21 protein-coding genes are annotated in these 23,149 nt (G+C 62.4%); 8 read left to right on the plus strand and 13 right to left on the minus strand.

Annotation, left to right across the window (positions count from 1 at the left end; all coding sequences use genetic code 11):
* Window positions 1-7 precede the first annotated feature (7 nt).
* Complete coding sequence (locus LWH48_RS01815; RefSeq protein WP_232911071.1) at window positions 8-733, plus strand: aspartate/glutamate racemase family protein; 726 nt, start codon at window positions 8-10, stop codon at window positions 731-733.
* A 134-nt stretch (window positions 734-867) separates the two neighbouring features.
* Here the strand turns inward: LWH48_RS01815 and LWH48_RS01820 are convergent, their stop codons facing one another.
* Window positions 868-1,833 (minus strand): integron integrase, encoded by a 966-nt coding sequence (locus tag LWH48_RS01820; protein WP_232911072.1) that lies wholly within the window; start codon window positions 1,831-1,833, stop codon window positions 868-870.
* 593 nt (window positions 1,834-2,426) lie between these two features.
* Between LWH48_RS01820 and LWH48_RS01825 the strand changes: the two genes are divergently transcribed.
* The 5 genes from LWH48_RS01825 (at window position 2,427) to LWH48_RS01845 (ending at window position 8,047) form a co-directional block, all read left to right on the plus strand.
* A complete protein-coding gene (locus LWH48_RS01825; RefSeq protein WP_232911073.1) occupies window positions 2,427-3,467 on the plus strand; it encodes a potassium channel family protein in 1,041 nt (346 codons plus the stop codon).
* Between the two features lie 47 nt (window positions 3,468-3,514).
* Window positions 3,515-4,219: an HNH endonuclease gene (locus LWH48_RS18345; RefSeq protein WP_232911074.1), complete on the plus strand. Its 705-nt coding sequence runs from the start codon at window positions 3,515-3,517 to the stop codon at window positions 4,217-4,219.
* Between the two features lie 80 nt (window positions 4,220-4,299).
* Window positions 4,300-5,661 (plus strand): KAP family P-loop NTPase fold protein, encoded by a 1,362-nt coding sequence (locus tag LWH48_RS01835; RefSeq protein ID WP_232911075.1) that lies wholly within the window; start codon window positions 4,300-4,302, stop codon window positions 5,659-5,661.
* Between the two features lie 329 nt (window positions 5,662-5,990).
* Complete coding sequence (locus LWH48_RS01840) at window positions 5,991-6,647, plus strand: hypothetical protein (RefSeq protein WP_232911076.1); 657 nt, start codon at window positions 5,991-5,993, stop codon at window positions 6,645-6,647.
* A complete protein-coding gene (locus tag LWH48_RS01845; protein ID WP_232911077.1) occupies window positions 6,644-8,047 on the plus strand; it encodes a hypothetical protein in 1,404 nt (467 codons plus the stop codon). The genes LWH48_RS01840 and LWH48_RS01845 overlap by 4 nt, the downstream gene beginning before the upstream one ends.
* Window positions 8,048-8,237: 190 nt before the next feature.
* Here the strand turns inward: LWH48_RS01845 and LWH48_RS01850 are convergent, their stop codons facing one another.
* The 6 genes from LWH48_RS01850 to LWH48_RS01875 all read right to left on the minus strand — a co-directional run bounded on the left by LWH48_RS01850 (window position 8,238) and on the right by LWH48_RS01875 (window position 15,992).
* The gene (locus LWH48_RS01850) at window positions 8,238-9,137 is read right to left on the minus strand and encodes a hydroxymethylglutaryl-CoA lyase (protein ID WP_232911078.1); all 900 of its coding nucleotides are present in this window, start codon (window positions 9,135-9,137) and stop codon (window positions 8,238-8,240) included.
* A gap of 4 nt (window positions 9,138-9,141) precedes the next feature.
* Entirely contained in the window at window positions 9,142-11,193 is a 2,052-nt protein-coding gene (locus tag LWH48_RS01855; protein ID WP_232911079.1) for an acetyl/propionyl/methylcrotonyl-CoA carboxylase subunit alpha, read from the minus strand.
* The gene (locus LWH48_RS01860) at window positions 11,190-12,038 is read right to left on the minus strand and encodes an enoyl-CoA hydratase-related protein (RefSeq protein WP_232911080.1); all 849 of its coding nucleotides are present in this window, start codon (window positions 12,036-12,038) and stop codon (window positions 11,190-11,192) included. The genes LWH48_RS01855 and LWH48_RS01860 overlap by 4 nt, the downstream gene beginning before the upstream one ends.
* A 12-nt stretch (window positions 12,039-12,050) precedes the next feature.
* Window positions 12,051-13,658 carry a carboxyl transferase domain-containing protein gene (locus tag LWH48_RS01865; RefSeq protein WP_232911081.1) on the minus strand — a complete coding sequence of 536 codons (1,608 nt, stop codon included), beginning with the start codon at window positions 13,656-13,658 and terminating at the stop codon, window positions 12,051-12,053.
* A 24-nt stretch (window positions 13,659-13,682) separates the two neighbouring features.
* Window positions 13,683-14,852, minus strand: coding sequence for an isovaleryl-CoA dehydrogenase (locus LWH48_RS01870; protein WP_232911082.1), 1,170 nt, complete (start codon window positions 14,850-14,852; stop codon window positions 13,683-13,685).
* A 198-nt stretch (window positions 14,853-15,050) separates the two neighbouring features.
* Window positions 15,051-15,992, minus strand: coding sequence for a sodium-dependent bicarbonate transport family permease (locus tag LWH48_RS01875; RefSeq protein ID WP_232911083.1), 942 nt, complete (start codon window positions 15,990-15,992; stop codon window positions 15,051-15,053).
* Between the two features lie 122 nt (window positions 15,993-16,114).
* Between LWH48_RS01875 and LWH48_RS01880 the strand changes: the two genes are divergently transcribed.
* Window positions 16,115-17,113 carry a LysR family transcriptional regulator gene (locus LWH48_RS01880; protein WP_232911084.1) on the plus strand — a complete coding sequence of 333 codons (999 nt, stop codon included), beginning with the start codon at window positions 16,115-16,117 and terminating at the stop codon, window positions 17,111-17,113.
* A 19-nt stretch (window positions 17,114-17,132) separates the two neighbouring features.
* Here the strand turns inward: LWH48_RS01880 and LWH48_RS01885 are convergent, their stop codons facing one another.
* From LWH48_RS01885 to LWH48_RS01895, 3 genes are read right to left on the minus strand one after another with little or no spacing between them, the layout of a single operon-like run.
* Entirely contained in the window at window positions 17,133-17,951 is an 819-nt protein-coding gene (locus LWH48_RS01885; protein ID WP_442908284.1) for a substrate-binding domain-containing protein, read from the minus strand.
* 57 nt (window positions 17,952-18,008) lie between these two features.
* Window positions 18,009-18,734, minus strand: coding sequence for an ATP-binding cassette domain-containing protein (locus LWH48_RS01890; RefSeq protein ID WP_232911085.1), 726 nt, complete (start codon window positions 18,732-18,734; stop codon window positions 18,009-18,011).
* Window positions 18,731-19,435, minus strand: coding sequence for an ABC transporter permease (locus LWH48_RS01895; protein WP_232911086.1), 705 nt, complete (start codon window positions 19,433-19,435; stop codon window positions 18,731-18,733). Before LWH48_RS01895 ends, LWH48_RS01890 begins: the two co-directional genes overlap by 4 nt.
* A 184-nt stretch (window positions 19,436-19,619) precedes the next feature.
* Here LWH48_RS01895 and LWH48_RS01900 point away from each other — a divergent pair, with 184 nt between their 5' ends.
* Complete coding sequence (locus LWH48_RS01900) at window positions 19,620-20,507, plus strand: substrate-binding domain-containing protein (protein ID WP_232911087.1); 888 nt, start codon at window positions 19,620-19,622, stop codon at window positions 20,505-20,507.
* 108 nt (window positions 20,508-20,615) lie between these two features.
* Here LWH48_RS01900 and LWH48_RS18210 read toward each other — a convergent pair whose 3' ends face one another.
* Genes LWH48_RS18210 through LWH48_RS01910 form a run of 3 tightly spaced genes read right to left on the minus strand, consistent with a single transcriptional unit; the run spans window position 20,616 to window position 23,110 of the window.
* Window positions 20,616-20,741, minus strand: a complete 126-nt coding sequence (locus LWH48_RS18210; protein WP_023006741.1) for a hypothetical protein — start codon at window positions 20,739-20,741, stop codon at window positions 20,616-20,618.
* Window positions 20,738-21,946, minus strand: a complete 1,209-nt coding sequence (locus LWH48_RS01905; protein ID WP_232911088.1) for an MFS transporter — start codon at window positions 21,944-21,946, stop codon at window positions 20,738-20,740. The genes LWH48_RS18210 and LWH48_RS01905 overlap by 4 nt, the downstream gene beginning before the upstream one ends.
* Before the next feature lie 60 nt (window positions 21,947-22,006).
* Window positions 22,007-23,110: a pyridoxal phosphate-dependent aminotransferase gene (locus LWH48_RS01910; RefSeq protein WP_232911089.1), complete on the minus strand. Its 1,104-nt coding sequence runs from the start codon at window positions 23,108-23,110 to the stop codon at window positions 22,007-22,009.
* Window positions 23,111-23,149: the final 39 nt, after the last annotated feature.

Raw genomic sequence — 23,149 nt, forward strand, 5'->3', positions numbered from 1 at the left:
AGGGGAGATGAAGACGATAGGGCTGATCGGCGGCATGAGCTGGGAATCGACCCAGACCTACTACCGGCTCATCAACCAGGGGGTGAAGGCGCGGCTGGGCGGGCTGCACTCCGCCCGGCTGGTGCTCTACAGCGTGGACTTCGCCGAGATCGAGGCGCTGCAGCACCGCGGCAACTGGGCGGCCACTGCGCAGATCCTCGGCGATGCGGCCCGCTCCCTGGCGGCGGCCGGCGCCGACTTCCTGGTGCTGTGCACCAACACCATGCACAAGGTCGCCCCGCAGATTGAGCAGGCCGTGGATATTCCCCTGCTGCATATCGCCGATGCCACCGCCAATGAGCTGCACCGGCAGGGCGTGACCCGGGTAGGGCTGCTGGGCACCCGCTTCACCATGGAACAAGCCTTCTATCGCGAGCGCCTGGAGGCGCAGGGCATCGAGGTGCTGGTTCCCGATGCCGCACAGCGCGAGCGGGTCCACACCGTCATCTACGACGAGCTCTGCCGCGGCGAGATCCGGGCGGATTCCAAAGCTGACTACCTCGGGATCGTGGCCTCGCTGGCCGGGCGGGGCGCCCAGGGCGTCATCCTCGGCTGCACCGAGCTCGGGCTGCTGATCCATGCCGACGACACGGAGGTTCCCCTCTTCGACACCACCGCCATCCACGCCGAACAGGCGGTGGAGGCTGCCCTTGCTACTAAACTCGACTTTGCAACGCCGTACCGGCTCACATAGGCTCACGATAATGAATAACTCGCAGGGAGCCAGGAAGGCACAGCGCGACGCTCAATGACTACCGCATGGATGGCTGCAGGCCGTGAACATGCCCAGGTAGGGGCGGTAGCATGTCCCGGCTCCCAAACGCACCCTCACCCAAGAGGGCTTCGTACTCCCGCAAAGCCTTTGCCCAGCACATGAGTGTAGATCTGGGTGGTTTCTACGCTCTTGTGGCCAAGCAACTCTTGTACCGTGCGGATATCCGTGCCCTGGTTCAGAAGCTGAGTGGCGAAGCTGTGCCGGAGGGTATGGCAAGAGCCTGGACGGGTAAGTGAAGCAGCACGCATTGCCTGTCTCACCGCTCTTTGCACCGCTGACGGATGGATATGATGTAGCACGACCTTTCCGGTATCGTCGAAGCAAGGGCGGCTGGCGGGGAAGAGCCACTGCCAGGCCAGGAAGACACCGGCATTGGGGTACTTGCGATCGAGCGCGTGGGGCAGTGTCACCGGCACGCTCCCATGCTGCAGGCGATCGTCAAGCTGATGTTTGGCCGCCGTTATTCTGAGCTGTAGGGCGGGAATGCTGATCCCAGGGAGTAGGGTGGTTCTGTCCTTGTCGCCCTTGCCTGCTCTCACCGTTATGATCTGGCGTTCGAAGTCGATATCGCGGACACGCAATCGGCACGTCTCAATGAGGCGCAGCCCTGAGCCATACATCAAGGTAGACATCAGGTGCATGGGGCCAGATAGATGGCTCAACACGCGCATGACATCCTCGTGAGAAAGCACCACCGGAAGCCGACGAGGACGCTTGGCACGTGAGAACTCTCCGATATCGCCCAAGGGCTGGTCGAGTACGTGCCGATAGAGGAACACAAGGGCATTCAGCGCCTGATTCTGCGTGGCCGCCGCTACCCGCCGCTCCACTGCCAAATGTTCCAGGAAGGCGCGGACCTCCGCGCCGCCCATGCCGGCGGGATGCCGGACTCCGTGGAAGCGAATGAAGTAGCGTATCCAGTAGCAGTAGGTCTTCTCGGTGCGCGGGCTGTAGCGTTTCACCCGTAGGGTGGCCTTGACCCGGTCCATCAGCTTCGGCGGTTTGCTGTGCGTATCCATACTCCCGTCCTCCCGATGCATGGATGTCCATACAGTATTATTGACGCTGGCAAAACGCGCAAGCGTGCGAATTTTGTATAGGTGGCCAAGTTTTTCTTTGGGAATAATGAAATCAAGGTGTTAGCTGGTAAAAGCTTGCGATGATAAGATTGTTGAACGCGCGTGCTCGTTCAAGTCAATAAACGAGCACGCTGTCTAATACCTGTTATGGAGCTCGGCTTTTTTGCATTTAATTGGGCGTAGGTTTTTCCGGCTGCAGCGTGCCACAAGTGGATTCACCGGTATTGAAGTTCACCAGCTTATCGCAGGCTTGGCAGTTTCGCTCCTGGTGGCACTCGGAAAGTAAGAGGTAATCGGCAACATCATCGCTACCGGCATGGTGTGCCAATAAGTAAATTTGGGGCGGCGGCAAGCGCCCAATTCTTGCCCCGCATTGTTCGGGCTGTGGCTCCGCTAGCGCTATGCAAAGTGCTATTAGAAGGTTGGGAGCGTCGCAGCCATAACCAAGCGCATCACTACACGGCCTGTCGGCCGTCGGATGCTCGCAAGCTCGCACCGGTGTGCGCGGCGTTGTACGTAAGATAGGAGTGAAGATGCACCAACGGAGTTCATTGGGGAATATACTAGACAGAATAAAGACATCGACCTTGATTTTCTCGTTAATAGGTGGAGTCTTAGTTGCAGCTATTTTATTCTATTTCTTAAGCTGTATTGGGCATGGAATACAGTCCACTATCGATAAAGATTCTGCGATTGGTATTTCCGATTCCATTTGCTTTAGCATTGTGACTGTGTCGTCTCTTGGCTATGGAGACTATCGACCCATAGGGGCAGGAAGAATTCTAGCTACAGTCGAGGTTATATATGGATTGGTTTTTCTAGCCATCATCGTATCTAAGCTCGCATCAGAACGCACATCAACACTAATTAAGCTTGTATATGCAAGTGATACTCAGAGGCGGCTTTTGGATTTCATTGAGTCCTCAAATGAAAGAAATCATGAAATGAATCAAGCGATCTTGGATCATAACTATTTTCTTGTTAGCGAATTAGCCAGCCGGAATAAAACAGCTTTTTCCACCTGTAAACATTTTATTAACTATCATCATAAATTTGGCGATATTGGTAATGACTGGGATGAAAAGCAGAATGTGCGATTAATCAAGGCTGTAGCCAAAGCTTCTGATTTGGCGAACGTCATTATCAGTAATATGCATACAGATCCAGACCTACATAATCGCATTGAGAGTTATCTAAAGCAGGCAGAATCGCTCTCGGAGCACATTGATAACCTTTATAGTAATGATAGGATTTCAAGAATTCACGGGCACATAATTTCACAAAAAAACGCATTTATTGTCGCCTTGGAAAGAGCAAAAGGTAATTTTGGGAATCTTCGAGGAAGTAAAGGCGACTCAATAACTGATACCTTATTGGCTCGCGTCGAACGGGTTCTTCCTGATCGTCCATGGCCTGAAAATGTAAATAAAGCTATCGCTAAAGAGCTTAAAATTTCAAACAAACTTGCAAATAAAGTAATCGCCAAGTTGATCAGTCAAGGAAAAATTTCAGCTATTGACACCGAATTAACTAGCGATGAAAACGTACAACAAGAAACTGCAACCGACCGCTAAAGCGGCGGTTGAGTTTGGCGTTATGTTTCACAAGATCGGAGTAAAGCGTGACATTTGAAGACTGGATGAGGCTTCGAAGTTTATCTGAATCCTCTGTAAAAAAATATGAAGGGGCCGTAAGCGGAGCAATGTCCGAGTGGGTTGTTGAAGGCGGGATCATGGACGGGCCCTTAACATCTATTTTGAGCCACAGTCGCTTCGAATCCATAGCAATTCGTCTACGGAATCTTCCGATCTATCAGGAGAGAAATGAGCGTGGGCACAATATGTACAACAGCGCTCTGAATAAGTATGCCGAATATTTGCAGGAGGGTTTTGATTCTGACATTGAAGCTGATATTGAATCAATCATGTCCGAAGGCAACGTAACGGACACAGATAAAGCAACTTTAATCAAAACTAGAATAGGACAGGGAAACTTTCGTCAAAAACTGATTTCACTTTGGGGTGGTTGTGCTGTCACTGGTTATAAAGATGCTTCAATGTTGGTGGCTTCACATATCAAGCCTTGGAGAGTATCGTCAAATGTTGAGAGGCTCGATGGTTACAACGGTCTGCTTCTGTTGCCAACATTAGATAAGGCATTCGACTCCGGCCTTATTTCATTTGATGTAGCCGGAAGAATTCTAATTTCACCTTTACTCCAAGAACCAGAAAGTTTAGGTATTTCCGAAGCTATGTCGGTTAACCTTAAGCCAGAGCATCAGGCTTATATGGAGTTTCATCGTGAATCAGTATTTCGCAACACATAACAAGCGCATGTTGTCGGACTGGTTTTCCGCTGCGCTCCAAACCAGCCGCAAATGCGGGCGTTATACGTGAAGGAGCACAGATGAACATCGTCACCCCCCCGATTACTGTCGGAGAAGATGAGGCATTCGAGCAAGATGTCCTTGGCCGAAGTAATTTTGGTCAATCTCTATTGAATTTAGTTTGCCAGTCAAGCGATGAGCTTGTTATTTCTCTCGATGGAAAGTGGGGTGAAGGAAAGACTACGTTTGTAAAAATGTGGAAAGGCATGCTCAACCAAGCCGACGTTCCTAGTATATATATTGATGCTTTTGCAAACGACTATATAGATGACGCATTTATTGCCGTTGCTAGCGCTATTACAACATATATTGAACTGAATTCTGTAAACCCGGATGCTCAAAAGTCAAAAGAATTCCGGGAAAAGGCAAAGCATGTTGGAGTTCAATTATTATCCTGGACTGCTAAAGTCGGAATTAAAGCGGCCACGCTGGGTGCAATAAAAGATAGTGACATAGACGAGTTAAAAGATATTCAATCCGATGTAGCTAAAGGGTTATCTACAGTCGTAGGAGACTACGTCGGCGAAAGGCTAGCGTCACACAAGCAGGATGTAGAGCTGCTTCAGTCATTTAAAGGTTTGCTATCGGAAATGCCGAGCCTTCTTAGTCCAGAAGGCGACAAGCCTCTAGTAATAATTATCGATGAGCTCGATCGATGTAAACCCACTTATGCCGTAGAGCTAATTGAAAAAATTAAGCATCTATTTTCTGTTAAAAATGTTGTATTTGTTCTGGTTATGCATAGAAAGCAGCTTGAAGAGGCCGTTAAGTGTATATACGGGCAAAATATAGATGCGCACACCTATCTTCAAAAATTTATTAACATAGAAACCACGATCCCCAAGAAAACTGGTGACCGTAACGATAGCGACATCAATCAGTACAATAAAAAGCTATTTGGCTTACATCAAATAGAAACGTGGGGAGATGGCCGCAATCTAGTGGATTCCCTGGACGTGCTCGCCACGCACTTTAATTTGTCATTGCGCCAGCTTGAGCGGGTCTACACAAATCTGGCTGTTTTTTACGCATCCTCATCAAAGAATCAGCTTAGGCTTGTTCCCATAATTTCATTTCTGGCCGTTATAAAGGTAGTTGATTCATCCGTTTATGAGGCTCTTTTGCATCAAAAAATGACCTACGAAGAGCTTTGCGAAAAGACTGGGCTATCCGAGCATGATCAAGAAGATAGAAATTTGAGAAGGGTACAGTTTTTAGCAATGTGGCTTAAGTTCTCGCTTATAACGGATGAGCAGTTTGAACAGCTTGATGAGAATGATCGAATAAGAGGCTTCGGCCAATCATTGTGGGAGTGCAATGTAGAACGAAATCGATTAATTCCTATATTTATCCAAAAGTTAAGCATGTTTACTGTTTCATAGAAATGTATAACAAGCGCATGTTGTCGGACTGGTTTTCCGCTGCGCTACAAACCAGCCGCAAATGCGAGCGTTACAAGGCAAGGTGGATACCTTAGTCATGATTGCGAGGGAATGTAAATTTCGTGTTCCAAAAATTCATGGCAAGGGGCTCACGAAATACTATTATTGACTGGTATAAAAGGGTCGTCAGCGACACCCAAGTTTCTCAGGCTCAGATTTTTCGTCGTTCTATTTCTGGAAAATCAAAGCTTTCACTCCTCACACAAAAGCAGCGTTTCAGGCTTGGGCTCTGGCCCTTATAATCCATTTTCAAAAAAGAGGTAGTAGTGATGTTTGGTCCTCAAATCAAGTCCGTAATGGTTGTATATCCCAAGGGCTACTACGACGTAGCCACATCGCTAAAACACGCCATTTCCAAGCACGATAGCCTGGATAGCACGCTCTGGACCATCGAGCAGTACCAGCAAAACCTGCCCACCTTGTCTGGCAAAAGCTATGTGATTTTCCTGGGTTCAGAAAAGGATTGTCCTGTCGCAAAGCCTTTCCACGATCACATTGAGTCTGTCATCTTCCATGAAGGGGCCTGTTACGCCGTGGATGGGCCAAAAGCTCTGGTCTATGGTCTGGATGTCGCGACACTTGAAAAGTTCGCAGAGAGTGGCCCTGACAAGACCTACGTCGACTTCAATGGTGCGCCTATTGGCTTTGCGCCTGAGCCGGTAGAGACTGAGGTCTTGCCTGATGAAGTGAGCGCGAAAACAGGATTCGGTCGATTCGGCAAGGCAGGGTGGGAGGCCTTGTCAGGTGCAACCGCACTGGTTAGCGGTGTTGCTTCAGCTCGCGTTGCCGTACGCGCCGCAGAGAAAGTCAAAGGCATGTGGTCGGCTTCGGATCAGCGTGTGGAAAACACCAAAACCGCCTCAACACTGTTCCTTGAACGAGGTCTTTCTCAGTGGCTTGGTCTTGATCAAGAGTCCGCCGGATGAGTGTGTTTAACGATACCTTCCGAACGGCAATGGGGGCTGCTGCCAGCGCTCACGGCACCCACGTCTCGGCCGTTTACACCCAGGATGTGAACTCGGCGATCGATGCAGCCTTTGAGGCCATCCGGGCTGAAGCTCACCGGGTCCAGAATGTGGACATCAAATTTGCCAAGGGAAATATTGCTGAGGCCTACCACGCTGGAACCTTTAATGTCTCAGCTGTGGCCAAGGGGCAAACCGGTGTTAGCGCGGAAATGATGATCAACAACAAGACCGGTCAGGATATCCGTTACGGCCAGCTGGGCGTTGATGAGCGGGTGGCCGAGCTGAAATACTACATCACCGGCGAAAAAACGGCCAAGGCGCTTAACAACCCCGGCTATTCCTCTGGCGATAAAGTGGTGCCGGCCGACCAGCTCGATGAGGTGCACCAGGTTGCCTCCAGAGAAAGTCTGCGAAATATGGAGACTCGCCCGGAGGTCGCCGAAACGTACGCCCACACCGCCGAGAATGCATCAGACCGCCTGGAATATGGTGACGTCAGCTCAAAGCCGCTCTCCAACCAGGAGGCCATTGATCTGACGAAGGACCTCAAATCTGAGGATGCCGTTAACCCTGAGGACCACGGACTGATCATCAACGAATTTGTTGAGTGGTCGGATATTGCCCGAGAAGCGGGTCAGGCCGCCCTGCATGCTGCAGCTTTCTCGGCAGCACTTACGGCCGCGCCGTATCTGGCCAAAGCCATTGTCAATGGGATCAAGAAGGGTGAGATTGACCTTGTTACCTTAAGCGAAGGGGCTGCAGCCGTAGCCACATCCACGCCCCAGGTAGCCCTGCGAGCTTCTATCGCTGCCGCTATTGTCAGTGCCTCAAAGGCTGGCTATTGCGGTGAAGCGATGAAGGGGATGTCCCCGCATGCCGTCGGGATGGCTACCGCGATGGTGATCAATTCCATCGGCTACTCCATGAAGTATGCAAAAGGCGAAATGCCTGGCAATGAGGTGGCCCTAAACTGCATCAAGGATTCCATTGCTCTTGCCTCAGGCCTGCTTGGCGCGTCCTTGGGAAACAGCATAATTCCAATACCGGTCATGGGTGCCTTGATCGGCAACATGATTGGCTCCACCATTGGCGCGATGGCATTTCAGGGGGTCCATTCCGTTACGCTGGGTATCTGTGTTGAGTCTGGCTGGACCATGTTTGGTCTTGTTGACCAGGATTACCAAGTCCCTGAAGATGTTCTTCAGCAATGCGGCTTTGATCTGATTAAGGTGGACCGTATCAATGTGCAGCGCTTTGAGCCCGGGAGGCTTCAGGTTCAGCACATAGACGTGCAAACGACCGGGATGGTCTTTCTCAGAAGGGGCGTGGTGGGGATGAGTGCCGTTGGCTATGTCTAACACTGCTTTCTCGCAGGGCTCTGGCTGGAGCTGCAGAGATTCTACATGTCTCCCGTCGGGCTAGGTGAGGTGTATGAGCTTGATATATAGCTCTCAGTCCATCACTTCGAGGTCATCAAGTACCTGTTATGCAATACCAAAGCCCCGAGTCAGTCACCTGGCTCGGGGCTTTTGCGTGTTGCCGTTGCGATTACCTAGCCGCCAGTGCCACCCCCACCTTGGAGCGGTTTGGCCGGCCGATGGTTTGGGTGATCCACGTGCCGGTGTCGGCCAGGGCGTCGAGATCGATGCCGGTCTCGATGCCCAGGCCGTTGAGCAGGTAGACCACGTCTTCGCTCGCCACGTTGCCGGAGGCGCCCTTGGCGTAGGGGCAGCCGCCGAGGCCGGCGACGGAGCTGTCCACCACGCTGATGCCTTCCTCCAGCACCGCGTAGAGGTTGGCCAGCGCCTGGCCGTAGGTGTCGTGGAAGTGCGCGGCGAGATGGGCCATGGGTACCTCGTCGCTCACGGCCTCAAGCATCCGCTTGGCCTTGAGGGGTGTGCCCACGCCGATGGTGTCGCCCAGCGAGATCTCGTAGCAGCCCATCTCATAGAGTGCCTTGGAGACTTCGGCCACCTTGGCGGGGGCGATCTCGCCCTCGTAGGGGCAGCCCAGCACGGTGGAGACGTAGCCGCGCACCCGCACGCCGGCGGCCTTTGCTCGCTCCAGCACCGGCTCGAAGCGCGCCAGGGATTCGGCCACGGAGCAGTTGATGTTCTTCTGCGAGAAGGCCTCGGAGGCGGCACCGAACACGGCCACCTCTTGAACGCCGCACTCCAGGGCCGCCTCCAGCCCCTTGAGGTTGGGGGTCAGCGCGGCATAGGTGACGCCGTCACGCCGGGTGAGGCCGGTCATCACCTCGCGGTGGTCGGCCATCTGCGGCACCCACTTGGGCGAGACGAAGCTGGCCGCTTCGATGTAGGAGAGGCCGGCCGCACCCAGGCGGTCGATCAGCTCCAGCTTGGTGGCCGTGCCGATCGGCTCGGGCTCGTTCTGCAGCCCGTCGCGGGGGCCGACCTCGACAAGCCGCACGTGTGTCGGAAATGCCATCGTCTTACTCCTCCGCGGCGAATTCGAGCAGCACGTCGCCCTGGCCCACGGTGTCGCCGGCGGCGAAGTGGAAGCTCTCCACGTGGCCATCGGCGGGGGCGGCCATGGTGTGTTCCATCTTCATGGCTTCCATCACCATCAGCGGCATGCCTTTCTCCACCTTCTGGCCCGGCTCCACCAGCAGCGCCACCACGGTGCCGTGCATGGGGGCGGTGAGGGTGGATTCCGCCTCGTGCTGGCCGTGGTCGATGGCGTCGATGCGGCGCCAGAACAGGCGGGTCTCGCCGGCGGCGTCGGCCATCACCACCACGCCATTGTCGGCGAGGCGGGCCTGCAGGCGGCGGCGGTGGCCGTTGAGGGTGACCGCCACGGCGTCGCCCTCCAGGTGCTGGATGCGCGCGGTGAGGGTCTCGTCGCCGATCACCAGCTGCCAGGGATCGGCGTCGGTCTCGCGGCGGCCCTCGACGATCACCACGTCCTCGGCGTCCGGGGCCTGGGCACGGCTCAGGTCGTGGCCGGTGGCGCACAGGGCGAGGCGGATGGTGTGGGGAGCGTTGAGCCGGAAGCCGTCGTGGCGATCCCAGGGGGAGTCGCTCTCGCACTCCCGGGAGAGCTGCTTGAGGCCGATCAGCGCCGCGGCGGCATGGGCCTCGGTGGTGATCTCGCGCGGCGCGAAGAGGCTCTCCTCGTGCTTCTCGATGAAGCGGGTGTCGAGCTCGCAGCCCTTGAAGGCCGGATGCGTCGCCAGGCGCTGCAGGAAGGCGCGGTTGGTGACCACGCCCTGCACGTCCAGCGCCGCCAGTGCCCGGTTCAGCGTCGCCAGGGCCTGGTCGCGATCGCCGCCGTGGACGATCAGCTTGGCAAGCATGGGGTCGTAGTGCATGGAGACGGCATCGCCGCTCTCCACGCCGCTGTCCAGGCGTACCTTGTCGGCATTAAGGCCGGCGCCTTCCAGGTCCAGGGCGAAGCGCGTCAGGGTGCCGGTGGCGGGAAGGAAGTCCTGCTCCGGGTCCTCGGCGTAGAGGCGAGCCTCGAAGCTGTGGCCGGTGATGGTCAGCTCGTCCTGGGCGAGCGGCAGCCGCTCACCCATGGCCACGCGCAGCTGCCACTCCACCAGGTCCTGGCCGGTGATCATCTCGGTGACCGGGTGCTCCACCTGCAGGCGGGTGTTCATCTCCATGAAGAAGAAAGACCCGTCGACGTCGAGCAGGAACTCCACGGTGCCGGCGCCCACGTAGCCGATCTCGCGGGCGGCGCGCACCGCGGCCTCGCCCATCTCGCGGCGCAGCTCGGCGCTCATGCCCGGGGCCGGGGCCTCCTCCAGTACCTTCTGGTGGCGGCGCTGCACGGAGCAGTCGCGCTCGAAGAGGTAGACGCCGTTGCCGTGGCTGTCGCAGAACACCTGGACCTCCACGTGGCGCGGCTGGGTCAGGTACTTCTCGATCAGCATGCGCTGGTCGCCGAAAGCGGCCTGGGACTCGCGGCGGCAGCCGTCCAGCGCGGCCTGGAAGCCCGCCGTGGACTCCACCACCCGCATGCCCTTGCCGCCACCGCCGGCGCTGGCCTTGAGCAGCACGGGGTAGCCGATCTTGTCGGCTTCGGCCTTGAGCAGGGCGTCGTCCTGGTCGTCGCCGTGGTAGCCCGGTACCAGGGGCACGCCGGCGTCATGCATGCGCGCCTTGGCGGCGGACTTGTCGCCCATGGCGGCGATGGCCGAGGCGGGCGGGCCGACGAAGGTGATACCGGCCTTCTCCAGGGCGTCCACGAAGGGGCCGTTCTCGGAGAGGAAGCCGTAGCCGGGGTGGATGGCGCCGGCGCCGGTGCGCTTGGCGGCCTCGATCACCGCCTCCACCTTGAGGTAGCTGTCGCGGGCGGCGGCGGGGCCCAGGCGCACGGCCTCGTCGGCCTCGCGCACGTGGCGGGCGTTGGCATCGGCGTCGGAGTAGACGGCCACGGTGCGCAGGCCCATGGCGCGTGCGGTGCGCATCACCCGACAGGCGATCTCGCCGCGGTTGGCGACCAGCAGGGTGTCGAACTTGTTCAGATCGGTAGTCATGAGCGGGGCTCCGCGGCCTTTTTGTCGGCGGCACTGTTGTCGCTTTCGTTTGTCCAGGCGGGGCGGCGCTTCTCGAAGAAGCTGGCCAGGCCCTCCTGGCCCTCGGCGCTGACGCGCAGCTCGCTGATCACCCGGCAGGTATGCTCGCGGGTGGCCTTGCTGTCGGGCTCCCGAGCCACCTCGGCGAGCAGCGCCTTGGTGGCGCGCTGGGCCTGGGGCGAGCCGGCCAGCAGCGTCTCGAGCATGGCGGCGACGGCGTCGTCGAGCGCATCAGCGTCGACCACCTGGTGAGCCAGGCCCAGGGCCAGGGCGGTGGGGGCGTCCATCACCTCGGCGGAGAGCGCGTAGCGGCGCATCTGGCGCGGCCCGATGGCGCGCTGCACATAGGGGCTGATGACTGCCGGCGAGAGGCCGATCTTCACCTCGGAGAGGCAGAATTTCGCCTTCTCGGAGGCGACGACGATGTCGCAGCAGGCGGCCAGGCCCACGGCGCCGCCGAAGGCGGCCCCCTGCACGCGGCAGAGGGTGGGGCAGGGCAGGGTGTCCAGGCCGTGCATCAGGGCGGAGAGCTTGCGCGAATCGGCCAGGTTACCGTCGAAATCGTACTCGACCATGCGCTTCATCCAGCCCAGGTCGGCGCCGGCGGAGAAGCTCTTGCCCTCGGAGCCCAGCACCACGGCGCGGATCTCGCCGTGATGGGCGGCGTCGTGGAGGCGCTCCAGATGGGCGTTGAGCTCGGCGATCAGGCTGTCATCGAAGGCGTTGTGGACCTCGGGGCGGACCAGGGTCAGCCAGGCCACGCCGCGCTCATCGAGTTCCAGGCGTGAGAATGTGCTATCTGACATGTCTGCTTCCCCTTACATCCGGAACACGCCGAATTTCGTCTCTTCGACCTCGGCGTTCATGGCGGCGGCGAGCGACAGGCCCAGCACGTCGCGGGTCTGGGCCGGGTCGATGACCCCGTCGTCCCACAGCCGGGCGCTGGCGTAGTAGGGGTGGCCCTGGTGCTCGTACTGCTCGCGGGTGGGCGCCTTGAAGGCTTCCTCTTCCTCCGGCGTCCACTCGCGCCCCTCGCGCTCGATCTGTTCGCGCTTGACCTGGGCCAGCACGCCGGCGGCTTGTTCACCCCCCATGACGGAAATTCTGGCATTCGGCCACATAAACAGCAGGTTGGGGTCGTAGGCGCGGCCGCACATGCCGTAGTTGCCGGCGCCGAAGCTGCCGCCGATCAGCACGGTGAACTTGGGCACCTTGGCACAGGCCACCGCGGTGACCAGCTTGGCGCCGTGCTTGGCGATGCCCTCGTGCTCGTACTTGGAGCCCACCATGAAACCGGTGATGTTCTGCAGGAAGATCAGCGGGATCTTCCTCTGCGCGCAGAGCTCGATGAAGTGCGCGCCCTTGACCGCGGACTCGGAGAACAGCACGCCGTTGTTGGCGACGATGCCCACCGGGTAGCCGTGGATATGCGCGAAGCCGGTGACAAGGGTGTCGCCGTAGTAGCGCTTGAACTCGTCGAAGTCGGAGTCGTCGACGATGCGCGCGATCACCTCGCGCACGTCATAGGGCTTCTTGAGGTCGGTGCCGACGATGCCGTAGAGCTCGCTGGGATCCAGGCGCGGGGCCTTGGGCTCCTGCATCTTGAGCTGGCCGCGCTTCTGCCAGTTGAGCCGCGAGATGCTGGCCCGGCACAGCTGCAGGGCATGCGCGTCGTTCTCGGCGTAGTGGTCGGCCACGCCGCTCTTCTTGGCGTGGACATCGGCGCCGCCCAGGTCCTCGGCGCTGATGCTCTCGCCGGTGGCGGCCTTCACCAGGGGCGGGCCGCCCAGGAAGATGGTGCCCTGCTCGCGGACGATGATCGACTCGTCGGCCATGGCCGGCACGTAGGCGCCGCCGGCGGTGCAGGAGCCCATCACCACGGCGATCTGCGGGATGCCCTCGGCGGAGAGGGTGGCCTGGTTGTAGAAGATGCGGCCGAAGTGGTCGCGGTCCGGGAAGACCTCGTCCTGGCGGGGCAGGAAGGCGCCGCCGGAGTCGACCAGGTAGATGCAGGGCAGGCGGTGCTTGCGGGCGATCTCCTGGGCGCGGATGTGCTTCTTCACGGTGAGCGGGAAGTAGGTACCGCCCTTGACGGTGGCGTCGTTGGCGACGATCACGCACTCCACGCCGGAGACGCGGCCGATGCCGGTGACCACGCCGGCGGCGGGCACCGCTGAGTCGTAGACCTCATGGGCGGCCAGCGCCGAGAACTCCAGGAAGGGGGAGCCCTCGTCGATCAAGTGGTCGATGCGGTCGCGCACGAACAGCTTGTCGCGGCTCTCGTGGCGGGCGCGGGCCTTCTCGCCGCCGCCCTGGGCGATGGCGGCGGTGAGCTCACGCAGCTTCATCACCTCGGCACGCATCGCCGCCTCGTTGGCCTGGAAGCCCTCGCTGCGCGGATTGATCTGGGTATTCAGGATTGCCATACATCTCTCCGAGACGAGCTGGGGTTAGGCGGATTCGTTGAACAGCTCGCGGCCGATCAGCATGCGGCGGATCTCGCTGGTGCCGGCGCCGATCTCGTAGAGCTTGGCGTCGCGCAGCAGGCGGCCGGTGGGGTACTCGTTGATGTAGCCGTTGCCGCCCAGCAGCTGGATGGCGTCCAGGGCGACCTGGGTGGCCTTCTCGGCGCAGTAGAGGATCACGCCGGCGGCATCCTTGCGCGAGGTCTGGCCGCGGTCACAGCCGGCGGCCACCGCATAGAGGTAGGCCCGGCAGGCGTTGAGGGTGGTGTACATGTCGGCCACCTTGCCCTGCACCAGCTGGAACTCGCCAATGGACTGGCCGAACTGCTTACGCTCGTGGATATAGGGCACCACGATATCCAGGGCGGCCTGCATGATGCCGATGGGGCCGGCGGCCAGCACGGTGCGCTCGTAGTCGAGGCCGCTCATCAGCACGCGCACGCCACGGCCCACCTCGCCCAGCACGTTCTCTTCCGGCACCTCGCAGTCCTGGAACACCAGCTCGCAGGTGTTGGAGCCGCGCATGCCGAGCTTGTCGAGCTTCTGGGCAGTGGAGAAGCCGGGCATGCCCTTCTCGATGATGAAGGCGGTAATGCCCTTGGAGCCGGCCTCGGGGTCGGTCTTGGCGTAGACCACCAGCACGTCGGCGTCGGGGCCGTTGGTGATCCACATCTTGTTGCCGTTGAGGATGTACTTGTCGCCATCCTTGCGGGCGCGCAGCTTCATGGAGACCACGTCGGAACCGGCGCCCGGCTCGGACATGGCCAGCGCGCCGATGTGCTCGCCGCTCATCAGCTTGGGCAGGTACTTGGCCTTCTGCTCCGGGCTGGCGTTGATCTTGAGCTGGTTGACGCAGAGGTTGGAGTGGGCGCCGTAGGAGAGGCCCACCGAGGCGCTGGCCCGGGAGATCTCCTCCAGGGCGATGCAGTGGGCGAGGTAACCCATGCCGGTGCCGCCATCTTCCTCGGAGACGGTGATGCCGAGCAGGCCCATGTCGCCGAACTTCTGCCACAGATCGTTGGGGAACTCGTTCTTCTCGTCGATCTCGGCGGCGCGGGGGGCGATCTCGTCGCGGGCGAAGGCATTGACCTGCTCGCGCAGCATGTTGAGCTCGTCGTCGAGGCCGAAGTCGAGGGGCTTGAAGGGCGTGTGCATGGGCGGGACTCCCGTTCTTGTCTACTGGTCAGGGCGGTGGCGCCTGCCGCCAAGGGGCGAAGCAGGCGCGCACAACGGTCCGGGTCAGGTGGTGAACCGTGATGGTCCAAGACTAGGCCAGGTTGACGTTAACGTAAAGTGCAGCCAGTCATGCCTTAGACGAATGTCGGAGTCGCCCGCCGTGGCGGGCGCTCAGTGTCAGCCGCCCAGCCAGGTGATCAGCCGGTGATAAAGGGGAATACCCACCATCACGTTGAAGGGGAAGGTGAACCCCAGCGAGGCCAGCATCGCCAGGCCGATATTGGCCTCGGGGATAGCGGTGCGCATGGCGGCCGGGGCGGCAATATAGGAGGCGCTGGCGGCAAGTGCGGTCAGGATCAAGAGCGAGCCGGCGGGCAGCCCCAGGGCCAGGCCGACCGCGAGACCGGCCAGCGACAGCAGCGGCGGGGCGATCAGGGCGAAGGCCAGCAGTCGCCAGTGAAACCAGGGAATGGGGCGCAGGGTCTCGGCGGCGGTCAGGCCCATCTGCAGCAGGAAGAGGGCGAGCACGGCATGGAAGGCGCCGGTGAAGAGCTCGGTGACGTTGGCGCCCTCCAGGGGGCCGTACATGGCACCGATCACCGCGCCGCCGGCGAGCAGGATCACCCCGCGGTTGGTCAGGGTCTCGTGCCAGATCCCCTGCATCGCCTCGCCGGCGTTGCTGCCCCGATAGCGGCGGTAGAGGGCGATGGCCACCATGATCGCCGGCAGCTCCATCATCACCAGATAGAGGGTGACCTCGGCGCCGATGGACAGGTCACGCGCCTCGGCGAAGGCCAGGGCCACCGCGAAGGTGCCGGCGCTCACCGAGCCGTAGTGGGCGGCCAGGCTGGCACTGTCGGCGGCGGAGAGCCGCACCAGGCGGCGCAGTAGCGGCATCATGGCCAGCGGGATCAGGGCGCCGAGGGCGGCCACGGCGGCCAGCTCCGGCAGCAGCGACCAGCCCAGGTTGCCGTACAGCGCCATGCCGCCCTTCAGGCCGATGGTCAGCATCAGCAGCAGGCTGAGGGTGTCGTAGGCGGCCTTGGGAATGGCCAGGTCGGACTTGACGAGCCCGGCCAGCAGGCCGAGCAGGAAGAACATCACCACGATATCGGGCATCGAAGGGTCTCTGGTGGCGGGTTGAAACGCCACGCATTCTGCTGACCCGTAGCCATTGATTCCAATAAACTCTTCCGCAATACACTATAGATAATCATCTATGCATCCTGGAATCCCCCGGAATGAACATCCGACACCTGACGTTTCGCCTGCTGCAGGTCTATGTGGCGGTGGTACGCGCCGGCTCGATCAGCGAAGCGGCGCGGCGCCTGCACCTGACCCAGCCCACCGTCTCGCAGCAGCTCAAGCGCCTGGCCGAGACGCTGGGGGAGCCGCTGCTGGAGAGCCGGCAGGGGCGGCTCACGCCCAGCGAGGCGGGCGCCGAGCTCTATCGCGCCAGCCGCGAGGTGCTGGGTCGCTTCGACGACCTGGATGACTACCTGGCTGCCCTGCGCGGCGGCGAGCGGGGGCGTTTCTCCATCGCCCTGGTCAATACCGCCCAGTACGTGCTGCCGCGGCTGCTTGGTCCCTACAGCCAGGCCTTCCCCGAGGTGGAGGTCACGGTGCATATCGGCAATCGCCGCCAGATGCTGACCCGTTTCGAGCGCCAGGAGGATGACCTCTACGTCTTCAGCCATCCCCCGTCGCTGGCCCACGCCCTGGCTGGGCGCTTCCTGCGCAATCCGCTGGTGGCGGTGGCTCCCCGGGGCCACCCCCTGGCGGGGCGCGAGCGTATCGCCATGGGCGAGCTGCTCGAGGAGCGCTGGCTGCTGCGCGAGCCGGGTTCGGCCACGCGGATGCTGTTCGAGAGCTGGCTGCAGGAGCAGGGGCTGACCCTGGGGCCGACCCTACAGATGGCCAGCAACGAGGCGATTCGCGTCGGGGTGGCTTCCGGCATGGGGCTGGCGGTGCTCTCCGAGCACGTGCTGCCGCCTCAGCACCCGGAGCTGGTGATTCTGCCGGTGGAGGGGCTGCCCATCGAGAGTCACTGGCAGTTCATCGTGCGCCGCGACCGCCGACTCTCCCATGCGGCGCTGGGCTTCCTGGACTTCGGCGCCCAGCGACTCGCGGAGTGCGTGGAGTCACGCTTTCTGAGCAATGAGCTACCGGTGTTGCTGAGGCGCCTGGATGAAGTCCAGGCGACGCCCCCGGGGCTGGGGTCAGGCCCTCAAGTATCCTGAAGGGTCTGACCCCGGAGGGTTACTCGGCGGCGTTGGGGAAGAACAGCTGCTGGCCGTTGACGGTGAAGTCGGCGATGGCCTGCTGGCCCTCCTCGGAGAGCAGCCACTGGTGCCACTGCCCGGCGAGATCATGCTTGAGGTGGGGGTGGCGCTCCTCGGAGATCACGAGGCTGCCGTACTGGTTGAAGAGCGCCTCGTCGCCCTCGAACAGCAGTTCGAGGTTCTGGGGATTCTCGAAGGCGACCCAGGTGGCGCGGTCGCTCATCACGTAGGCGTCCATGCCGGCGGCGGTGTTCAGGGTCGGCCCCATGCCGCTGCCGAGCTCGCGGTACCACTCGCCGTCAGCCTCGACGCCGGCGGCTTCCCACAGGCGCAGCTCGGCGCGGTTGGTGCCGCTGTCGTCACCCCGGGAGGCGAAGGGCGCCTGGGCCTCGGCGATCAGCTGCAGCGCCTCGGCGATGGTATCGGCATCCGCGATGCCGGCCGGGTCGCCGTCGGGTCCGATAAGCACGAAGTCGTTGTACATCACGTCGGCGCGTTCGGTGCCGTAACCCTCCGCTACGAAGGCCTCTTCGCCGACGGTGTCGTGAACCAGCAGGCTGTCGGCGTCACCACGGCGGGCGATCTCGAAGGCCTGGCCGGTGCCCACGGCCACCACGCGCACCTCGATGCCGGTCTTGTCGGTGAACTTCGGAATGATGGCGTCGAACAACCCCGAGGCCTCGGTGGAGGTGGTAGAGGCCAGGGTGATGTATTGCTCACCATCCTGGGCCTGGGCGGCCATCGAGAGGCCCAGGATGCCGATGGCGGTGAGTGCGATGCGTGCCTTGTGTTGCATTGGTCGCTTCCTTGTTGTGTCGGGGGAAGAGTTGCCGGGTGGGTTCGGAGCGCCGGGCTAGAGCACCAGCTCTCCGCGGATGAAGGCCCGCGCCTCTTTCGAGGTGGGGGCCGTGAAGAAGGTGGTGGCGTCGCTGTGCTCGATCAGCCGACCGGCGTTGAGGAACAGCACCTCGTCCGCCAGGCGACGCGCCTGGTGCAGGTCGTGGCTGCTCATCAGGATGCGGGTGCCGCGACAGTGGAACTCCTGCACCGCATCTTCCACCGCCTTGATGGCGGCGGGGTCCAGGGCCGAGGTGGGTTCGTCGAGGAACAGCACCTCGGGGTCGAGCAGCCAGGCACGGGCCAGGGCCAGGCGCTGCTGCTCCCCGCCGGAGAGGACCCGCGCCGGGCGCTTCTCCAGGGCGGCCAGGCCGAAACGCTCCAGTGCCTCGCGGGCGCGTGCGCGGCGCTCAGGGCGTGGCGTACCGTTCACTGCCAGGGCGTAGGTGAGGTTGGCAAGCGCCGAGCGCTTGAGCAGCACCGGGCGCTGGAACACCATCGCCTGGCGCGGGATGCGCCCCTGCCAATCCACCCGGCCCGCGGAGGGGGCCAGCAGGCCGTGGGCCAGGCGCATCAGCAGGCTCTTGCCGGCGCCGTTGGGGCCCATCACCAGGGTGCGCCGGCAGCCGGTGAGGCGCAGGTCCAGCGGCCCCAGCAGGCGCTGGCCACGGTGAGTGAAGCTGACGCCATGCAGCTCGAGCGCCGGTGTTTCGGTGATGGAGAGCGTGGTCATGTCGTTCATCCCAGCTTTCTCCGCGACGTCTCGCCCACCAGATAGGCGCCGGCGTTGACCAGCGCCACCAGCCCCAGCAGTACGATACCCAGCCCCAGCGCCAGGGGCAGGTCGCCCTTGCTGGTCTCCAGCACGATGGCGGTGGTCATCACCCGGGTGACGCCGTCGATGTTGCCACCCACGATCATCACCGCACCCACCTCGGCACTGGCGCGTCCGAAGCCGGCGAGCACCACCGTGACCAGCCCCAGCCGGGCATCCCACAGCAGGGTAGGGATCATGCGCAGCCGTGACAGCCCCAGGGAGGTGAGCTGCTCGCGATACTCCTGGTGCAGCTCCTCCACCTGCTGGCGCGCCAGGGCGGCGATGATCGGCAGTACCAGCACCAGCTGGGCCACCACCATGGCGGTGGGGGTGAACAGCAGCCCCAGCTCGCCCAGCGGGCCGGCCCGGGAGAGCAGCAGGTAGACGCACAGGCCCGCCACCACCGGGGGCAGCCCCATCAGGGCATTGAGTGTCACCACCAGGACCCCATGGCCGGGGAAGCGCCACAGTGCCAACGCCGCGCCCAGCGGCAGACCGATCAGGGTGGCGAGCGCCACAGCGGTCAGTGATACCTGCAGCGACAGGGCCACGATGTTCAGCAGGTCGGGATCGAGTCCGAGGATGAGATTCAGGGCGGTGACGAAGGCACCGGAGTCGCTGGGCATGCAATTCTCCTCTGGTTAGCTGGCATCTTGTGCGCTCAGGTTCCAATATGCATGCGGTGTGGTAATCAGAACATCCAGAAACATCTATATGCAGCAGGTGAGAAGAACATTGCCTTGTATCCCCGCCCGAGCACCTCAGAGGTGGCCGGGGTGATATTCCCTGCGAGCCAGGGAGGAGACGCCGATGGAAGCGAGAGCCACTTATCTGACCACCGCCGAGGTGGCCGACTACCTTCGCCTCAAGGAGCGCAAGGTCTACGATCTGGTGCGGCAGGGGGCGATCCCCTGCGTGCGGGTCACCGGGAAGCTGCTGTTTCCGCGCCACAGCATCGACCTGTGGCTGATGAATCACCTGGAGGGCGACCAGGCGACGACGCGCCCGGTGCCGGTGGTCCTGGCCGGCAGCCAGGACCCGCTGCTGGAGTGGGCGGTGCGCGAGAGCGGCTCCCAGCTGGCGCTGCTCTGTCAAGGCAGCGGCGACGGTGTGCGACGGCTGCTGGAGGGCCAGGCAATGCTCGCCGGGCTGCACCTGCTGGATGCGGCGAGCGGTGGCTACAACCGACCCCAGGCCCTGGGAATGGGCGGGATGCGCGACCTGGTGATGGTGCGCTGGGCGACCCGGCGCCAGGGGTTGCTGCTGGCGCCGGACAACCCGCTGGGGATCCGCCGCCTGGCCGATCTAACGCGTCCCGAGGTGCGCATCGCCCATCGCCAGCCGGACGCCGGGGCCGGGCGGCTGCTGAGCTGGTTGCTGGAGCAGGCGGGCGTGGAGGCTTCACGGCTGCATTTCACGGCCCACCCCTCACTCTCGGAGGATGACCTGGCACTGGCGATATGTCAGGGGGAAGCGGATGCAGGCCTCGGGGTGGAGGCGGCGGCGCGGCGCCAGGGGCTGACCTTCCTTCCCCTGCACCAGGAGCATTTCGACCTGGCACTGCGTCGGCGCAGCTACTTCGAGCCGCCGATCCAGCGACTGCTGGCCTTCGTCCAGGAGCCACGCTTCGCCGAGCGCGCCGAGGCGCTGGGCGGCTACGATCTCGGCGAGCTGGGCAGGGTGGTCTACAACGCCTGAGAGTTATGCCAGGGCTGGGTTCGACCAGTACCGCCCCCCGTCGGTTGCGGGAAGCGCGTCGCTGTCAGCCCCTTCGCCGTGTCGCTCGCTACGGCTACGGCAAGGGCCTCAGCAGAGCCGGCTGCCGAGCAGCAGCAGGGCGGCGTCCAGCTGATGCCAGCCCCACCATACCAGCGCCAGGGCGGCGGCGGTGAGGGCCGCTGCCGCCACTCGCCAGACCAGTCGACGACTCATGCCTCGACCTCCTGTCGGGCGCCACGCTGAACCGGTGCCTCGCTGATCCACCAGTGCAGCATGGCCGCCGCCACGCCGAGCAGGATGGCCAGCTTCCAGACCACGTCGTAGTCACCCTGCAGGTCATAGAGGAAGCCGCCCAGCCAGACACCCATGAAGGAGCCGAGCTGGTGGAACAGGAAGACGATCCCGCCGAGCATGGAGAGGTGCTGGACGCCGAATACCGAGGCGACGATGCCGTTGGTCAGCGGCACCGTGGAGAGCCACAGCAGGCCCATGGCGATGCCGAACAGGTAGGTGGTCGTGGGGCTCAGGGGGGCCATCAGGAAGAGGGTGATGATCACCGCCCGGGTCAGGTAGATCCCGCTCAGCAGGCGCGGCTTCGAGAACCGCCCGCCCAGCCAGCCGGCGACGTAGGTGCCGAAGATATTGAACAGCCCGATCAGCGCCAGCACGGTACTGCCTACCTGGACCGCGATGCCGTTGTCGTAGAGGTAGCCGGGCAGGTGCACGCCGATGAACACCACCTGAAAGCCACACACGAAGAAGCCCATGCAGAGCAGCCAGAAGCCGCGATGGCCGGCGGCCTCGTCGAGCGCCTCGCGCAGCGGCAGGTCACCGGCGGCGGCAGCGGCCGGGCGGTCGCGCAGCAGGGCCCCCAGCGGCAGCATCAGCGCGCCGATGACGCCCATCGCCAGCAGCGCCGCTGACCAGCCCAGCCACTCCAGCAGCCCCAGGGTGCCGGGCAGCATGGCGAACTGGCCGAAGGAGCCCGCGGCGCTGACGATGCCCATGGCCATGCTGCGCTTCTCCGGCGCCACGGCGCGCCCCACCGCACCCAGCACCACCGAGAAGGTGGTGCCGGAGAGGCCCAGCCCGATCAATACCCCGGCAGAGAGCGTCATGCCCAGCGCCGAGTCGGAGAGCCCCATGCACAGCAGGCCCAAGGTATAGAGGGCGCCGCCCACCACTACCACGCGTGCGGCGCCGAAGCGGTCGGCCAGGGCGCCGGCGAAGGGCTGCGCGAGACCCCACAGCAGGTTCTGGATGGCCAGGGCGAAGGCGAAGACGCCCCGGCCCCAGCCCAGTTCGCTGCTCATGGGCTCCAGAAACAGCCCGAAGCCGTGACGCAGGCCCATGGCCAGGGTCACCACCAGGCTGCCGAAGAGGATGATCAATAAGGAGTGGCGGCGCAGGGCATCCATGGGCTCGTCCGATCTTTGCAGGCTAAGGGACGTTACTATGGCGTCTCGCACCGCACTTGGCTAGCGCTGGAGCGCGGCTTCCAGGGTGGCCAGCCGGCTGGGTGCCAGGGCATCCTCCACCGCGGTGATGCGCAGCACATGGCCCAGCGCCGGGTCGGCAGGGCGGGCGATCAGCTTGCCCTCGTCGAGAAGTGACTGGTGTACCCTGCCGGCCAGCTCCGCGCTGGCCAGGCGAACGCCGACGAAATTGGTGGCGCTGGGCAGCACGTCGGCGCCCAGCCCGCGCAGGTGGGCCGCCAGGCGTTCGCGACGTTCGCGCACCGCGGCCACATGGGCCGCGACCTCGGCCGGGTGGTTCAGCACCGTCTCCGCGGCGGCCTGGCTAAGCGTCGACACCGCATAGTGGATGCGTACCTTCATCATCACCGCCAGGGTCTCCGGCTCGGCAATGGCGTAGCCCACGCGCAGCCCGGCGAGGCCGTGGGCCTTGGAGAGAGTGCGCAGGCGTACCACTCCGGGGAGTACCCGGCGGCCGAATTCGGCGTCGGCGTCCTCGCGGAAGTCGTGGTAGGCCTCGTCGAGCAGCAGCCAGCAGTCAGCCGGGAGTGCTCGCCGCAGCGCCAGCACGTCCTCGTCGCGGTGCAGGTGACCGCCGGGATTGTCGGGATTGGCCAGGTAGACCAGTCGCGCGTCCTCCTCCCTGGCGGAGCGGGCCAGGGCCTCGAGGTCCGGTGCCAGCCGACCGGGCGCCTCGGCGTAGGGGACCTCGATCACCCGGCAGCCGTGGCCGCGGGCGAAGTAGCCGAAGGTGGGGTAGGTGCCCTGGGTGCCGACCACGGCGTCGCCCGGTGTCACCAGGGCGCGCAGGGCCAGGGCGATCAGGCTGTCGGCGCCGGCGTCCACCAGCATCGCCTCCAGCGGGATCCCCTTCTGGTCCGCCAGGCGCTGGCGAATCCCCAGTGCCTCGGCATCGCCGTAGCTGTAGACATGCTCGGCCATGGCATCCCCGAAGCGCTCGCGCAGGGCGCGATGGGGCATGTCGAGGCCCTCGTTGGAGCCCAGCTGATGGGGGATCTCACGCCCCAGGCGCCGCTCCAGCACGCGCACGCCGGGGAAGGGGTTGTGGGGACCGTCGCCGGTCAGATGATCGGGGAAGCGGGGCATGTCGGCCTCCAGTCGTTGATGCCAGCTGGCTGTTTACCC

Source organism: Halomonas sp. G15 (genome assembly GCF_021282295.1).
GTDB classification, from domain to species: Bacteria; Pseudomonadota; Gammaproteobacteria; order Pseudomonadales; family Halomonadaceae; genus Halomonas; species Halomonas alimentaria.

What these genes read in the sequence shown, in the direction of transcription:
- LWH48_RS01815 (WP_232911071.1), top strand. Translation starts at nt 8, where the DNA reads ATGAAGACGATAGGGCTGATCGGCGGCATGAGCTGGGAATCGACCCAG.
- LWH48_RS01820 (WP_232911072.1), bottom strand. Translation starts at nt 1,833, where the DNA reads ATGGATACGCACAGCAAACCGCCGAAGCTGATGGACCGGGTCAAGGCC.
- LWH48_RS01825 (WP_232911073.1), top strand. Translation starts at nt 2,427, where the DNA reads ATGCACCAACGGAGTTCATTGGGGAATATACTAGACAGAATAAAGACA.
- LWH48_RS01835 (WP_232911075.1), top strand. Translation starts at nt 4,300, where the DNA reads ATGAACATCGTCACCCCCCCGATTACTGTCGGAGAAGATGAGGCATTC.
- LWH48_RS01840 (WP_232911076.1), top strand. Translation starts at nt 5,991, where the DNA reads ATGTTTGGTCCTCAAATCAAGTCCGTAATGGTTGTATATCCCAAGGGC.
- LWH48_RS01845 (WP_232911077.1), top strand. Translation starts at nt 6,644, where the DNA reads ATGAGTGTGTTTAACGATACCTTCCGAACGGCAATGGGGGCTGCTGCC.
- LWH48_RS01850 (WP_232911078.1), bottom strand. Translation starts at nt 9,137, where the DNA reads ATGGCATTTCCGACACACGTGCGGCTTGTCGAGGTCGGCCCCCGCGAC.
- LWH48_RS01855 (WP_232911079.1), bottom strand. Translation starts at nt 11,193, where the DNA reads ATGACTACCGATCTGAACAAGTTCGACACCCTGCTGGTCGCCAACCGC.
- LWH48_RS01860 (WP_232911080.1), bottom strand. Translation starts at nt 12,038, where the DNA reads ATGTCAGATAGCACATTCTCACGCCTGGAACTCGATGAGCGCGGCGTG.
- LWH48_RS01865 (WP_232911081.1), bottom strand. Translation starts at nt 13,658, where the DNA reads ATGGCAATCCTGAATACCCAGATCAATCCGCGCAGCGAGGGCTTCCAG.
- LWH48_RS01870 (WP_232911082.1), bottom strand. Translation starts at nt 14,852, where the DNA reads ATGCACACGCCCTTCAAGCCCCTCGACTTCGGCCTCGACGACGAGCTC.
- LWH48_RS01875 (WP_232911083.1), bottom strand. Translation starts at nt 15,992, where the DNA reads ATGCCCGATATCGTGGTGATGTTCTTCCTGCTCGGCCTGCTGGCCGGG.
- LWH48_RS01880 (WP_232911084.1), top strand. Translation starts at nt 16,115, where the DNA reads ATGAACATCCGACACCTGACGTTTCGCCTGCTGCAGGTCTATGTGGCG.
- LWH48_RS01885 (WP_442908284.1), bottom strand. Translation starts at nt 17,951, where the DNA reads ATGCAACACAAGGCACGCATCGCACTCACCGCCATCGGCATCCTGGGC.
- LWH48_RS01890 (WP_232911085.1), bottom strand. Translation starts at nt 18,734, where the DNA reads ATGAACGACATGACCACGCTCTCCATCACCGAAACACCGGCGCTCGAG.
- LWH48_RS01895 (WP_232911086.1), bottom strand. Translation starts at nt 19,435, where the DNA reads ATGCCCAGCGACTCCGGTGCCTTCGTCACCGCCCTGAATCTCATCCTC.
- LWH48_RS01900 (WP_232911087.1), top strand. Translation starts at nt 19,620, where the DNA reads ATGGAAGCGAGAGCCACTTATCTGACCACCGCCGAGGTGGCCGACTAC.
- LWH48_RS18210 (WP_023006741.1), bottom strand. Translation starts at nt 20,741, where the DNA reads ATGAGTCGTCGACTGGTCTGGCGAGTGGCGGCAGCGGCCCTCACCGCC.
- LWH48_RS01905 (WP_232911088.1), bottom strand. Translation starts at nt 21,946, where the DNA reads ATGGATGCCCTGCGCCGCCACTCCTTATTGATCATCCTCTTCGGCAGC.
- LWH48_RS01910 (WP_232911089.1), bottom strand. Translation starts at nt 23,110, where the DNA reads ATGCCCCGCTTCCCCGATCATCTGACCGGCGACGGTCCCCACAACCCC.